Raw genomic sequence first — 13219 nt, forward strand, 5'->3', positions numbered from 1 at the left:
GGGTACCGTAGACGCTCGTGCGCCTAGGGGTACTCGACGTCGGTTCCAACACCGTCCACCTGCTCGTGGTCGACGCCCACCGTGGCGCCCACCCGACCCCGATGCATTCCGAAAAGGCCGTCCTCCGGCTCGCCGAGCAGATCACCCGCAACGGCGACTTGAGCCGCGCGGGTGCGGACAGCCTCGTGCGGGCGGTCGAATCGGCGAAGGCGGCCGCGGCCCGGCTCGGCTGCGAAGAGGTCATGGCGTTCGCGACGTCCGCGGTCCGCGAAGCCAAGAACGCCCCGAAGGTGCTGGCGAAGGTCCAAGAACAGACCGGCGTCGAACTGAAGGTGCTTTCCGGGATCGACGAGTCCCGCCTCACCTTCCTCGCCGTCCGCCGCTGGTTCGGCTGGTCGGCGGGAAAACTGCTCGTGCTCGACATCGGCGGCGGCTCGCTGGAGATCGCGATGGGCCGCGACGAGGAGCCGGATCTGGCCGAATCGCTGCCACTCGGCGCCGGCCGGACCACCCGGACGCGGTTCCAGCACGACCCGCCGACCCGCTCGGAGCTCATCGCGACTTCGGCGTGGCTCGAAGAACAACTCGCCCCGCTCGCGAAGAAGGTCGCCAAATTGGGTGAACCCGATCGTGTCGTGGCGACGTCGAAGACGTTCCGGTCGCTCGCCAGGCTGACCGGAGCGGCGCCGTCGGCGGGCGGACCGCATGTGCGCCGTACCCTGACCGACACCGCGTTGCGCCAGCTCATCGCGTTCATCTCCCGGATGACCGCCCATGACCTGGCACAACTCGAGGGCGTCAGCGCGGGCAGGTCGCATCAGCTGGTGGCCGGAGCGCTCGTCGCACAAGCCACCATGCGGGCGCTTTCCCTGGAAGAACTGGAGATCTGTCCGTGGGCGCTGCGAGAAGGTGTCATCCTTCGACGGCTGGACCATTCGAACGGTGCGGACGAGACTGTGGGCGGCAGCGCCCGACTGGACTTAGTCGACGGAGAACGGGCACGGTGAAGAGGTGACGGAAATGCGGATGACGGTGGATAGCGCGCGCGACGCCGCCGATGCTCCGTCGCGTGCCGGTTCACAACGGCCGGAGCGCGCATTGGACAGCACGGTATGACGGACGAGACAGAGAGCGGCCGGCCACAGAAGACCGTGGCGGAGCTGCTCGCGCAGCATGGAGCCCAGCCGGAAGGCGGGCGCCGCAGGCGACGCCGCGCGGCCGACGACGAGGACGAGGCTCCCGAGCCCACTCGCGGCAGGCGCACGCCGTCGGCGAGCGACACCGCGCCGCAGGCGATCATCGACAGGGTGTCCGGCGACACCCCGCCGCCGCTCAACCGTCCGCCGCGCCGCTCGCGCCCGCAGGATTCGGGACCACGTCCCCTGCCGCAGCCGCAGCAGGATTCCGGCGCGCGGCCGCTTCCGCAGCCGCAGCAGGACTCCGCGCCGCTGCCGGTGCCGCCGGACGTCGCGTCCACCCCGACCCGGCAGACGCCGCCGGTGCGCCCGCCGCAGGAGCAGAGCGGCTATCAGCAGCGCCCGCCGCAGCAATCCGGTCAGTTCGCGCGGCCCACGCCGCCGCAGGAGCAGAGCGGTTACCAGCAGCGCCCGCCGCAGCAATCGGGTCAGTTCGTGCGGCCGACTCCGCCGCAGGAGCAGTCCGGCTACCAGCGTCCGCCGGACTCCGAGGGCCTGCCCCCGCGTGGCCGACCCCGCCCGGCAGGCCCGGAGGAGACCCGCGGCGCGGTGCCGCCGGTGCGCCGTCGCCCCGAGCCGCCCGCCGGACCTCCGTCCTCGGGGCTGTCGGCGAGACTCGACGGAGGCCTCGACGCCCCGTCCGAAGACGTGCAGGACCAGCCGGGTCCGATGGCCAGCGGTGGCTTCGCGACGCCGCCCGCACAGCCGGCGCGCCGCCGTCGTCCGCCGGCCCGTCCCGCCCAGCCCAAGGCCGAGCCGAGCACCGAGCAGTTCGCCGCGGTCGGCGACGAACCCGCGCCCGAACCCGAGGCTTCCGCGCCCGTCAAGCCGCCGTCGCCGCCCGCCGGGCTCGCCGGATGGCGTAAACGCAGGCAGAAGGTGCAGTCCGAGGACACCGAGATCGGCGGGATCCCGCCGGTGCCGCCCCCGGTCGCGCCCGTCGAACCGGACACCGACCCCGAACCGGACCCGTTCGACGCGGGCCCACCGACCATGGCTTCTACCCGCCAGCCCCACCCCGCGCCGATGCCGTTCGTGCCACCGCATTCGCTCGACGACCGCGAGCGGCAGGACGAACTCGACGACTACGAGCGCGAGTTCGCCGACCCGGCGTACCCGGACGGCGGCCCCGACTTCGGACGCGACGACTACGGCTACCGCGCCGACGAGTACGAGGACGACTACGAAGACGACCGGGCCGAGGACGTCGTCGAGAACGACGAGCCCGCGGCACCCGCCGAAAAGGTCTCGCCGGGGAAGCAATGGCTGGCGTTGGCCGGTCAGCTCGCCCTCGGCGTGGTCGGCGGCGCCGGTGTCTGGCTGGGCTTCAACTGGCTGTGGGTGAACATCCCCGCCGCCGCGCTGGTCGCCGCGCTGCTGGTGATCGTCGCGCTGGTGTGGATCGTCCGGAAGATCCGCAAGGCGGACGATCTCCAGACCCTGGTGCTCGCGGTGCTGGTCGGGCTGGTGGTGACGGTCTCACCGGCCGCACTCCTCTTGGTCGCGCGCTAGCGGCCTCGGGAAGAATGCCGGAATGGCTCAGCAGGTTCCGGTAGGCCTTTCGACGGCGTCCGTCTGGCCGTTGCGGGCGGGCACCGCCTTCGAACTGGCCGCCGACCTCGGTTACGACGGCGTCGAGGTGATGGTCTGGGCCGACCCGGTCAGCCAGGACATCTCCGCGCTGCGCCGGTGGTCGCGCCGCACCGGGGTGCCGGTGCTGTCGATCCACTCGCCGTCGCTGCTGATCACCCAGCGCGTGTGGTCACCGGACCCCGAGGTGCGCCTGCGGATGTCCGTGGACGCGGCACAGGAACTGGGCGCGCGCACGGTCGTGGTGCATCCGCCGTTCCGGTGGCAGCGCCGCTACGGCGACGCGTTCGGCGACCTCGTCGACGAGCTCGAAGACGCCAGCGGGATCGAGATCGCGGTCGAGAACATGTTCAAGGTCCGCCCGCCCGGCGGCTCGCGGACGTCCCGTGTCTCGGCCTTCCGGCCCTCGATCGACCCTACGGACGTAGGGTTTCGCCACTACACGCTCGACCTGTCCCATACAGCGGCAGCCGGGATGGACGCCCTCGCCCTCGCCGATCGGATGGGTTCCGGGCTCGCGCACGTCCATCTGGCGGACGGCACGGGACTCCCGAAGGACGAACATCTGGTGCCCGGACGCGGGATCGAACCCTGCGCCGAACTCCTCGAAAAGCTCGTGAACAGCGATTTCTCCGGACAGATCGTGCTGGAGATCAACACTCGCCGGTCGCCGAGCGCGGCGCGGCGCTCGCGAGACCTCGCGGAGTCACTCTTGTTCGCGAGGCTGCACCTCGGCCAGTGACAAAGATCGTCTCCAGGTGCGGAGAATCATTCCTCCCTGCGCCCGAGGCGCTGGTACACGTAAAGTTCCGACCGTGAACCAGCTGCGCTTGTTGATCTCCCGCACCCCGATGGATCGGCTCGTGGCCTGGGTCAGTGCTCGGTGAGCGCGGCCGACGAAACGAGCACCTCCTTCGACGCTGCCTGCGCGACGAGATCACTGGGTGACGGCACTTTCACGGCGGTACTCCGTACCGAATGGTCGATCGGCGGACATCCGCACGGCGGCTTCCTGATGGCCCTGATGGCCAGGGCCGCTCTCACGTTCCTTCACGAACGCGGCGAACCGCCGTCCGAGCCGCTGGCGATCAGCGCGGAGTTCCTGCACCCGCCCGCGGTGGGGCCGGTGCTGCTGCGCATGGACGTCCGGAAGGTCGGAAGGCGCGCCTCGGTCGTCGCGGTCCTGCTGGAGCAGCGGGGCCGCAGCTGCGTCGAGGCCAGGGTGACCACCGGGCGCCTGCCGATGCGGCGGCCGGAGTGGACCGACGTCCCGTCCATGCCCGTGGAGCCGCCGCCCGGCGCCGTACCCATGACCGGTGAGACGTCCGAAGGCGTGTTCAACCTCGCGAAGGGCTGCGAGGTCCGGCTCGATCCGGCGAGTGTCGGCTACCTGCACGGCCGGATCGGGGACCCGCCGAAGATCCGGCTGTGGGTCCGGCCGCGGCACGGGCTCCCGGACCCGTATTTCGCGCTGCTCGCGAGCGACGTGAACCCGCCGGTGGTCTACAACCTCGGCCGGGTCGGCTGGGCGCCGACCGTGCAGCTGACCGCGTTGCTGCGCACCCGGCCGGCGCCGGGGTGGCTGCGGGTGATCGTCGAGAGCCAGTCGGTGCACGAGGCCTGGTTCGACTCGGACGCCCTCGTGGTGGACTCGCAGGGCAGGCTGGTCTGTCAGGCGCGGCAGCTGGCGCTCGCCCCGGCGCCCGGCGGCTGACGGCCGTTTGGCACGCTGAAGCGCATGACTGTGATCGCGGTTCTGGGTGCCGGGAAGATCGGGGAGGCCCTGCTCTCGGGCCTGCTGCACGGCGGGCACAGCCCCGCCGACCTGCTGTTCACCGAACGCTATCCGGCGCGCGCGGCCGAGCTGACCGAACGCTACGGCGTGCACGGGGTCACCGTCGCGGACGCCGCGCGCCGGGCCGACGTGCTGGTCGTCGCGGTCAAACCGCAGGACATCGAACCGGTGCTGGACGAGCTCGCGCCGCTGCTCGGCAAGGAGTCGCTGGTGGTCTCGCTGTGCGCGGGCCTGCCGACCGCCCTGTACGAGCGCAGGCTGGCCGAGGGCGTCCCGGTGGTGCGGGTCATGCCGAACACCCCGATGCTCGTCGGAGAGGCGATGAGCGCGGTCTCCGCGGGCGCGCACGCGACCGCCGAGCACATCGCGGTGGTGAAGGACCTGCTTTCGCACGTCGGGCAGGTCGTCGAGGTGCCGGAGTCGCAGCAGGACGCCGTCACGGCGCTGTCCGGATCCGGGCCCGCGTACTTCTTCTACCTGGTCGAGGCCATGATCGACGCCGGGATCCTGCTCGGCCTTCCCCGCGCGCTCGCCGGGCAGCTGATCATCCAGTCGGCGGTCGGGGCGGCGAAGATGCTCGCCGAGTCCGACGAACACCCGGTGCTGCTGCGCGAAGCCGTCACCTCGCCCGCCGGGACGACCATCAACGCCATCCGCGAGCTGGAGAAGCACGGCGTCCGCGCGGCGCTCCTGGCCGCGATCGAGGCCGCGAAGGACCGCTCGACCGAACTGGGCGCCGCCCACGACCCCCGCAATTAGTCATCTACTTGCGCCGGTCGAGGACGCGTTCGGGCAGGTGACCCCCGCAAGTAGGTGACGAATTGCGGGGGTCGTACGGGCCCATCTCGGTGACTCGCGTCGCTTTAGCCACACGTGTCCCGCTACTCTCAGGAGAGCACGTGCGTGTCGATACCACAGGTGGGGAAGCCTCGTGGCGCGACACGTGTCGAAGGACACGGTGAATCATGCCGCAGAACAAGAAGGATGACCTGGCCAAGGTCAACACAGTGGGCCAGGTCCAGTTCCTGACGGTCGCCGAGGTGGCCACGCTGATGCGGGTCTCCAAGATGACCGTCTACCGCCTCGTTCACTCGGGCGAGTTGCCCGCGGTGCGCGTCGGGAAGTCGTTCAGAGTGCCCGAAAAGGCTGTTCACGAATATCTCCAAGGCGCGTACTTCGACGTGGGCTGAGGCCCGCTTCGCGGGGCACAACATGCCCGCCCGAGGGCGTCTTCCGGGGCGCGAGTACCCTGGAAGACCGCTCGTGCCTGTGCGCTCCACCCGTTGGACGCTGCGCCGGGCAGCGTGACCGACGACGAAGGAAGGAGCGCTCTCGATGGGCTCTGTGATCAAGAAGCGCCGTAAGCGCATGTCGAAGAAGAAGCACCGCAAGTTGCTGCGCCGGACGCGCGTTCAGCGTAGGAAGGCCGGCAAGTAAGACACAGCCGGTGAATGGCCCGTCCAGTTTCTGGACGGGCCATTCCCATTCGATGGGCGGTTTCCGCCCATTCGAGTGAGACGTGCGTCCCCTCTGCGAGCAGCTGGTTAATAGCATGTAAGCGCTGGGCCGACTACCCCTAATGAGCGGTAACATCTCAAGGGCACCCGCGCGATGCTTCCCATGAGTGCAGGTACGCGCACACTCGGTGGCTCGACCAGCGCTCAAGGTCATCAGGACCCCGTGATCGAAGTCCGAGAACCGCCCCAACGCCGCAGGGAGTCCTATGCCGTCGAACATCGTGCTCGTGACCGGGGTCGGGGGAGACCTTGGCGGGAAGCTGCTCGCCAGACTCGGCAACAATCCGGAGTTCGAGCGGGTGATCGGCGTCGACACCACGCCTCCGCAGAAGTCGGTCCTGCAGCGGATGGGCCACGCCGAATACGTCCGTGCCGACATCCGCAACCCGCTGATCGCCAAGGTGATCAGCACGGCCAAGGTCGACACCGTCGTGCACGCCTCGTGCACCGCGCATCCGGCGGGCCCGGCTCGCCGGACGGCGATCAAAGAGGTCAACGTCATCGGCACCATGCGGCTCCTGGCGGCCTGCCAGCGCTCGCCGCTCGTGCGCAAGCTCGTGGTGAAGTCGACGGCCGCGGTGTACGGCGCCGGAGCGCGCTCCCAGGCCGTCTTCACCGAGGATTCCGAGCTCATCCCCACCTCCGCCAGCGGCTACGTGAAGGACGCCGTCGAGATGGAGGGGTACGTCCGCGGGCTCATGCGCCGTCGTCCCGACATCACGACGACGTTGCTCCGGTTCGCCAACATCATCAGCCCCGAGATCGACACCGTGCTCTCGCGCTACTTCGCGCTGCCGGTGGTCCCGACCGTCTTCGGCTACGACGCGCGGATCCAGCTGCTCCACGCCTCCGACGCGCTGGCCGTGTTCGAGCAGGCGACGCTGAACGACAAACCCGGCGTGTTCAACGTCGGCTCGGACGGGGTACTCACCCTTTCCCAGGCGATCCGGCGGGCCGGGCGGCTCGAACTGCCGATGCCCAGTGGTGTCGTCCCGTCGGTCGGCAAGGTGCTGCGCGGCGCGAGGGTGGTCGACTTCTCCGCAGACCAGGTGCGGCTGCTGAACTTCGGTCGCGTCGTGGACATCACGAAACTCAAGAAGGACTTCGGCTACACCCCGCGCTGGACGACGCGGGAAGCGTTCGACGACTACATCACCGGCCGCGGGCTCCGGCCCGTGGTGGACGGCGGCAAGCTCGCCGGGTTCGCGGGCAAGGTGCTGGTGGCCGCGGCGACCGGACAGGCGACGCACCGATGAGCAGGCCACACGAGAACAACCCCGAAAACTCTCACGAAGGCGAGGCGGAAAACGTGAGCGGCGCTGAAGCGCGGATCATCCCGTTGCACGGCCCCGGCAGAGAGAAGCCGGACCAGGCCGTCCAAGCGGATCGGGATCTTCGCGAGTCCGAAGACGCACAAGAACATCTGCGGCAGGAACGCCGGGCGGACGCGCCCGTCGTCGAGTTCCCCGGGACGGCGCGGGTCTCGCCCGCCCGGACCCGCCCGGCCGACGCGGACCTTCTCCCGGCCTCGCTCAGGACGGCGCTGGGGTTCCTGCGGGACCGGCTGACCGGCGACTACACCGTCGACGAGTTCGGCTTCGACGCCGAGCTCACCGAAACCCTGCTGTTGCCGCCGCTGCGCGCGCTGTACGAGAAGTGGTTCCGGGTCGACACCTTCGGCGTCGAGAACCTGCCGGCCGACGGCGGCGCGCTGCTGGTGTCGAACCACTCCGGCACGTTGCCGCTCGACGCGCTGATGACCGCCGTCGCCGTGCACGACCACGCCCCCGGCGGCAGGCATCTACGCGGCCTCGGCGCGGACCTGGTGTTCCAGATGCCGCTGATCGGCTCGTTCGCCCGCAAGTCCGGGCAGACGCTCGCCTGCAACGCGGACGCGGAACGCCTGCTGCGCAAGGGAGAACTCGTCGGCGTCTGGCCGGAAGGGTTCAAGGGGATCGGGAAACCGTTCTCGTCGCGGTACAAACTGCAGCGGTTCGGCCGCGGTGGTTTCGTGTCCGCCGCGCTGCGGACCGGGGTGCCGATCATTCCCGTGTCGGTCATCGGCGCGGAGGAGATCTACCCGAAGGTCGGCGACATCAAGCTGCTCGCGCGGGTGCTCGGCCTGCCGTACTTCCCGGTGACGCCGTTCTTCCCGCTGCTCGGCCCGCTCGGCGCGATCCCGCTGCCGACGAAGTGGAGCATCGAGTTCGGCGAGCCCATCCGCACCGACACCTACGACGCGGACGCCGTCGACGACCCGATGCTGGTCTTCACCCTGACCGACCAGGTCCGGGAGTCGATCCAGCAGTCGCTGTACAAACGCCTTTCGCAGCGGCGGAGCGTCTTCAAGGGCTAGTGCCCTCCGCAATTAGTCACCTACTTGCGTGGGCACGTGCTCACGCGCGGCCGCAATCGGCGCAAGTAGGTGACTAATTGCTTAGGGGTGACGGGTCAGCGGCGCCGGTAGGCCATGCCGGCCGCGACGGCGCCGGCCACGGCGCCGACGCCGAGCACCGAAGGCACGCCGATCTTCGCGGCCTTCCGGCCGGTCCGGAAGTCGCGGATCTCCCAGCCGCGCGCCCGCGCGACGTCGCGGAGACCGCCGTCGGGGTTCACCGCGACCGCGGTCCCGACGACCGACAGCATGGGGACGTCGTTCTGCGAGTCCGAATACGCCGTGCAGCGCTTGAGATTCAGTCCTTCGCGTGACGCCAGCGCCCGCACGGCGTGGGCTTTCGCGCGGCCGTGCAGCAGGTCGCCGACGAGGCGGCCGGTATAGACGCCGTCCTTGGTCTCCGCGACGGTGCCCAGCGCGCCGGTGAGGCCGAGGCGCCGCGAGATGATGGCCGCGAGTTCGATCGGGGTCGCGGTGACGAGCCAGACGCGCTGCCCGGCGTCGAGGTGCATCTGCGCGAGCGCCCTGGTGCCGGACCAGATCTTGTCCGCCATCAGCTCGTCGTAGATCTCTTCGCTGATGTCGGTCAGTTCCTGCACGGTGCGACCGGCCACAAAGGACAGTGCGCGCTCGCGGTGGGTTTTGATGTCCTCTTTGTTCTCACGGCCGCCGAGCCGGAATTTCACCTGCTGCCAGACGAATCCGGCCAGATCGGCGGAGGTGAAGAACTTGCGCGCGGCCAGGCCGCGGGCGAAGTAGAAGATCGACGCGCCCATCATCATGGTGTTGTCGACGTCGAAGAACGCGGCCGCCGTCAGGTCCGGCGGAGCGGGCGGCGCGGGCGGTTCGAGGGCTTCGGCGGACGCGGTCGCCATGGCGGCCTCGGCCGACGCCTCGCCCGCGAGCTCGGCCAGCCGTTCGAGCTCTTGACTCTTGTCCCTGCCCCGCCAAACTGACACGCACACCGCCTCCGGAATCCCAGGTGCCTACGCACAGCGTAGCGAGCGCTCGACCGGCTCGTACCAGGTGTGGCGCCTCCCTCGTCGACAGAGCGTCAGCCGATGGTTATCGGCGGTAACCCCGGGATGAGTGGCGGAATCGAAATCAGCGGCGGCTTCGGGGTGACGGTCGGTGTCGGCAGGGGCGGCAGGTTCGTCGGGCCGGGGGTGGGCACCACGGGCGGCGGCGTGCCCGCGGTGGGTGGCGCGAGCGGTCCGGTCGGGGCGGCGGTGTCCACGACGGAAGATGCCGGCGGCACCGCCGTCGGCGAAGGCGATCCGGTCGGCGTGGACGACGGCGGGGGAGACGACACCGGCGGCACGGCCGCGTCGGGGGAATCGGGATCGCGGACGCAGTCACCGGCGGCCGGGACCGCGCCCAGTTCGTCGGATGAGCCCGTGGTGATCGTGTAGCAGACCAGCCGCGAGCCGAGATCCGTCGTGCGCGCCTGGACCTTGTCGAGCAGGCTGCGGGCCGCGGCGAACTTGTCGCGGGCTTCGGCGGGGGCCTGCCCGACCTGGACACCGAGCCGGTCGGACTGCTGCTGGGCCCATGAGCGGAGTTCGGTCAGCCGCGTCTGGCCACCCTGATCGGTGACGATCGCCGTCAGCCGCGAGACCCCGGCCCGTAGATCCGTCTCGAAATCGGTGAGGCCGGTGAAATACGCGTCGGTGGGGGCGTCCTGCCGGGTCAGCTCGGCGAGCTCGCCGACGCGGTTCGCGGCGAACTCCAGATGCTTCTTCGCCTTGTCCTGCTCGTCGAAGGTGAGCCCGAGCGCGGCCGATTCACCCGCTCGTTTGATGCCGTAGAGCGGATCGCCCGGCAACGCGTCCTTGGACAGCAGCAGGGTGATGCCGCCCAGCGCCAGTACGAGCGCGACGGCGGCCGCGGCGAGGTTGGCGACGGCGTGACCGCGACGCTTGGGCGCGGTTTCGGCTTCGGCGAGCCGTCCGGCGATCTCGTCGCGGATCCGTTGCCGTGTCTCGGCGTCGGGAGCGCCGCCGGCGCCCAGTTCGCGCAAGCCGCCGACGAGGGCGAGTTCGTGGGCGAACTCGTCGTCCTCCGGGGACGCGGTGCCGTCGACAAGGTCGGCGAAGCGGTCACCGTCCGCCCGCTCCCGCGCGAACCATCCCGGCACGCCCACGGCGAAGTCTCCATCTGCTCAGCCCGGTCCTGACACCGGTCTGGCTGAGAAAACGAGCGGGGACGCCCAAGGGTTACGGCAAGGCCCGGTGAGGGACAAATATGGAACCTTAACGCAGTCCTGTGGGCAGAAGTTGTGCCAAACGGCGTACCGCGCGGTGCTGAAGGGCCTTGATTGCGCCTTCGTTGCGCTTCATGATCGCCGCGGTCTCGGCGACCGAGAGCCCCTGCATGAACCGCAGCACGATGCACTCGCGCTGGTCTTCGCCGAGTTCGGCGACGCAACGCAACAGTTCGGCGCGGGTGGCGCGGCTGATGGCCTGCTGTTCGGGTCCGGCGACGGCCTGCACGCCGACGTTCCCGATCGGTGCCCCGTTCGGCTCGGCGACCTCGTCGGTGACGACCTCGAGGCGGAACCGGCTCGACTTCACGTGGTCGAGGATGATGTTGCGCGCGATCGTGACGAACCAGGCGCCGACGTCACGCCCCTGGTAGCTCACCGACGTGATGCGGCGCAGCGCGCGGAGGAAGGTCTCGCTGGTGACGTCCTCGGCGAGGTCACGGTCGCCGAGGCGGAACAGGACGTAGCGGTAGACGACGTCGACGTAGCGGTCGTAGAGACGGCCGAACGCCGAGGTGTCGCCGTCCTGGGCGGCGCTGACCAGCTCCCACGCTTCGGCCTTCGCGGCTTCGGCGGCGTCGTTCTCTTCGACCTTCGTCCGGGACGGCGGCGCCGCGGGGAACCCGCTCCGGCGGAGGATGTGGCCCGCCAGCATGGAGACGGGGTTCGGCGCGGGAAGGGTCACGGTCCACCTCCCGTTCCGGACAGGGAGTACCGGCCCGCATGTCCCACCGCCGCGTGGGCCTGCAAGATCTGCACGTCCGGACTCCCTTTCTCACCATCGAGTGATCAACACCACTCGACGACGTCCAGCAGCATACGTGTAGTTACCGCGAAGTAGGTAGCGGTGCCGGGGTTACGGAACTGCGACGAAACGGAGTGACCCCCATGACGATGGCCGAGATGACAAACTGACAACGCCGTCGATCCGAGGGAAGAGGTTCGCAGTTGAGCGCGGAGCAGGTTGCCGAAGGAAGCGTGCCCACCTTGCTCGTCGAGGCCGCCCGCCAGTGGCCCGGCAAGGCGGCCGTCCAGGAGACCGGGGGTGGGGTCGCGCTGACGTGGGCGCAGCTCGACAACGCCGCCCACGCGCTGGCCCACGCCCTGCTCGACGCGGGAATCGAGCGTGGCGACCGGGTGGCGTTGCGGCTGCCGACGACGGCCGCGTTCGCCGTCTCGCTGTTCGGGGCGCTCCGGGCGGGCGCGGTGGTCGTCCCGATCTCGCCGCAGGCCCCGGCGGCGGAGCTGAACGGGCTGCTGGAGCACAGCGGCGCGCGGCTCGTCCTCGAACGCGAAACGACCGAGGGACTCCCCGATGGAGTGACAAGCCTCTCACCGCCTGTTACCTCGGATGGAGCAGCCGAACCGGTCGACGCCGCCGGATCCGGTGAGGACATCGCGGTCATTTCGTACACCTCCGGCACGACCGGTCCGCCGCGCGGCGTGATGCTGTCGCACCGGGCGTTGCTGGCGAACCTCGACCAGCTGAACCGGATCGTCCCCACGCCGCTCGTGCACGGCGATCGCGTGCTCATCACCATCCCGTTGTTCCACGTCTACGGCCTGGGCCCGGGCCTGCTGCAGACCACGGCGGTCGGCGCGACGGCGATCCTTTCCGAACGTTTCCTCGCCGAGCGGACGCTGGCCGACTGCGCCGAGTACCGGGTGACCTCGATCGCCGGCGTGCCCGCGATGTACGCCGAATTCGCCGCGATGGACCCCGAGGAACTGGGCGCCGGCCTTTCCACCGTCCGGCGGATGACGTCGGGCGCGGCGCCGCTGCACCCCAAGATCCTCACCGCGCTCCGCGGCGCCACCGGACTCGACGTCTACGAGGGCTACGGCCTCACCGAATGCGCGCCCGTGGTCACCACGACGCTGGTCACCGGCTACCCGAAGCCGGGTTCGGTCGGGCGGCCGCTGCCCGGCGTCGAGCTCCGGCTGGTCGACAGCGACGGCGACGCGGAACCCGTCCCGCTGGACCCGGACGACCTCGGGGACGCCTTCGACGAGGACGGTGGCACCGGCCTGGTGTCGATCCGCGGCGCGAACCTGTTCTCCGGCTACTGGCCCGACGGTTCGCACGGTCCCGACGAGGACGGCTGGTTCCGCACCGGCGACGTCGGCTACCTCGACACCGACGGCGACCTGCACCTGGTGGACCGCGCCAACGACCTGATCATCGTCAACGGCTTCAACGTCTTCCCGCACGAGGTCGAGAACGTGATCTCGATGCTGGACGAGGTCGTCGAGGCGGGTGTCGTCGGCGTCGTCGACGAGCGGACCGGCGAAGCGGTGAAGGCCGTCGTCGTCCCCGCGCCCGGCGCTTCGCTTTCGGAGCAGCAGGTCGTCGAGCACTGCGCGGAGCACCTGGCCGGGTACAAGGTGCCGCACACCGTCGAGTTCGCCGAGTCCCTGCCGCATTCCGCCACCGGGAAACTGCGCAGGATGCGACTGCGCTGA

The 13219-nt window shown here is 70.1% G+C and carries 13 protein-coding genes; 10 read left to right on the forward strand and 3 right to left on the reverse strand.

The genetic code is table 11. The features are described 5' to 3' along the window. Positions 1–17 precede the first annotated feature (17 nt). The 9 genes from ACLJO0_RS08000 to ACLJO0_RS08040 all read left to right on the forward strand — a co-directional run bounded on the left by ACLJO0_RS08000 (position 18) and on the right by ACLJO0_RS08040 (position 8454). Positions 18–1007 carry a Ppx/GppA phosphatase family protein gene (locus tag ACLJO0_RS08000; protein WP_125790233.1) on the forward strand — a complete coding sequence of 330 codons (990 nt, stop codon included), beginning with the start codon at positions 18–20 and terminating at the stop codon, positions 1005–1007. Between the two features lie 105 nt (positions 1008–1112). Next, positions 1113–2708, forward strand: coding sequence for a hypothetical protein (locus ACLJO0_RS08005; RefSeq protein WP_410577270.1), 1596 nt, complete (start codon positions 1113–1115; stop codon positions 2706–2708). Positions 2709–2730: 22 nt separating this feature from the next. Then, positions 2731–3528, forward strand: a complete 798-nt coding sequence (locus ACLJO0_RS08010) for a sugar phosphate isomerase/epimerase family protein (protein WP_125788667.1) — start codon at positions 2731–2733, stop codon at positions 3526–3528. A gap of 141 nt (positions 3529–3669) precedes the next feature. Then, positions 3670–4500, forward strand: coding sequence for a thioesterase family protein (locus ACLJO0_RS08015; protein ID WP_410577272.1), 831 nt, complete (start codon positions 3670–3672; stop codon positions 4498–4500). A gap of 24 nt (positions 4501–4524) precedes the next feature. After that, positions 4525–5340, forward strand: a complete 816-nt coding sequence (gene proC, locus ACLJO0_RS08020; protein WP_410577274.1) for a pyrroline-5-carboxylate reductase — start codon at positions 4525–4527, stop codon at positions 5338–5340. Between the two features lie 206 nt (positions 5341–5546). Further along, entirely contained in the window at positions 5547–5771 is a 225-nt protein-coding gene (locus ACLJO0_RS08025; RefSeq protein WP_410577275.1) for a helix-turn-helix domain-containing protein, read from the forward strand. Between the two features lie 145 nt (positions 5772–5916). Next, the gene (locus ACLJO0_RS08030; protein WP_007030867.1) at positions 5917–6018 is read left to right on the forward strand and encodes a 30S ribosomal protein bS22; all 102 of its coding nucleotides are present in this window, start codon (positions 5917–5919) and stop codon (positions 6016–6018) included. Positions 6019–6304: 286 nt separating this feature from the next. Next, a complete protein-coding gene (locus ACLJO0_RS08035; RefSeq protein ID WP_410577277.1) occupies positions 6305–7354 on the forward strand; it encodes an NAD-dependent epimerase/dehydratase family protein in 1050 nt (349 codons plus the stop codon). After that, positions 7351–8454, forward strand: a complete 1104-nt coding sequence (locus ACLJO0_RS08040; RefSeq protein WP_410577278.1) for a lysophospholipid acyltransferase family protein — start codon at positions 7351–7353, stop codon at positions 8452–8454. The genes ACLJO0_RS08035 and ACLJO0_RS08040 overlap by 4 nt, the downstream gene beginning before the upstream one ends. 95 nt (positions 8455–8549) lie before the next feature. On the opposite strand, the gene ACLJO0_RS08045 is transcribed toward ACLJO0_RS08040, so the two are convergent. From ACLJO0_RS08045 to ACLJO0_RS08055, 3 genes are all read right to left on the reverse strand, one after another. Further along, entirely contained in the window at positions 8550–9452 is a 903-nt protein-coding gene (locus tag ACLJO0_RS08045) for an HAD family hydrolase (RefSeq protein WP_037308177.1), read from the reverse strand. A gap of 95 nt (positions 9453–9547) precedes the next feature. After that, the gene (locus ACLJO0_RS08050; RefSeq protein ID WP_410577281.1) at positions 9548–10636 is read right to left on the reverse strand and encodes a DUF5667 domain-containing protein; all 1089 of its coding nucleotides are present in this window, start codon (positions 10634–10636) and stop codon (positions 9548–9550) included. Positions 10637–10745: 109 nt separating this feature from the next. Continuing rightward, entirely contained in the window at positions 10746–11441 is a 696-nt protein-coding gene (locus ACLJO0_RS08055) for a sigma-70 family RNA polymerase sigma factor (protein ID WP_410577282.1), read from the reverse strand. 293 nt (positions 11442–11734) lie between these two features. Between ACLJO0_RS08055 and ACLJO0_RS08060 the strand changes: the two genes are divergently transcribed. Next, a complete protein-coding gene (locus ACLJO0_RS08060; RefSeq protein WP_410577284.1) occupies positions 11735–13219 on the forward strand; it encodes an AMP-binding protein in 1485 nt (494 codons plus the stop codon).

The organism is Amycolatopsis sp. lyj-108 (assembly GCF_046549005.1).
Lineage (GTDB): Bacteria > Actinomycetota > Actinomycetes > Mycobacteriales > Pseudonocardiaceae > Amycolatopsis.

What these genes read in the sequence shown, in the direction of transcription:
- proC (WP_410577274.1), top strand. Translation starts at nt 4,525, where the DNA reads ATGACTGTGATCGCGGTTCTGGGTGCCGGGAAGATCGGGGAGGCCCTG.
- ACLJO0_RS08005 (WP_410577270.1), top strand. Translation starts at nt 1,113, where the DNA reads ATGACGGACGAGACAGAGAGCGGCCGGCCACAGAAGACCGTGGCGGAG.
- ACLJO0_RS08010 (WP_125788667.1), top strand. Translation starts at nt 2,731, where the DNA reads ATGGCTCAGCAGGTTCCGGTAGGCCTTTCGACGGCGTCCGTCTGGCCG.
- ACLJO0_RS08025 (WP_410577275.1), top strand. Translation starts at nt 5,547, where the DNA reads ATGCCGCAGAACAAGAAGGATGACCTGGCCAAGGTCAACACAGTGGGC.
- ACLJO0_RS08040 (WP_410577278.1), top strand. Translation starts at nt 7,351, where the DNA reads ATGAGCAGGCCACACGAGAACAACCCCGAAAACTCTCACGAAGGCGAG.
- ACLJO0_RS08030 (WP_007030867.1), top strand. Translation starts at nt 5,917, where the DNA reads ATGGGCTCTGTGATCAAGAAGCGCCGTAAGCGCATGTCGAAGAAGAAG.
- ACLJO0_RS08035 (WP_410577277.1), top strand. Translation starts at nt 6,305, where the DNA reads ATGCCGTCGAACATCGTGCTCGTGACCGGGGTCGGGGGAGACCTTGGC.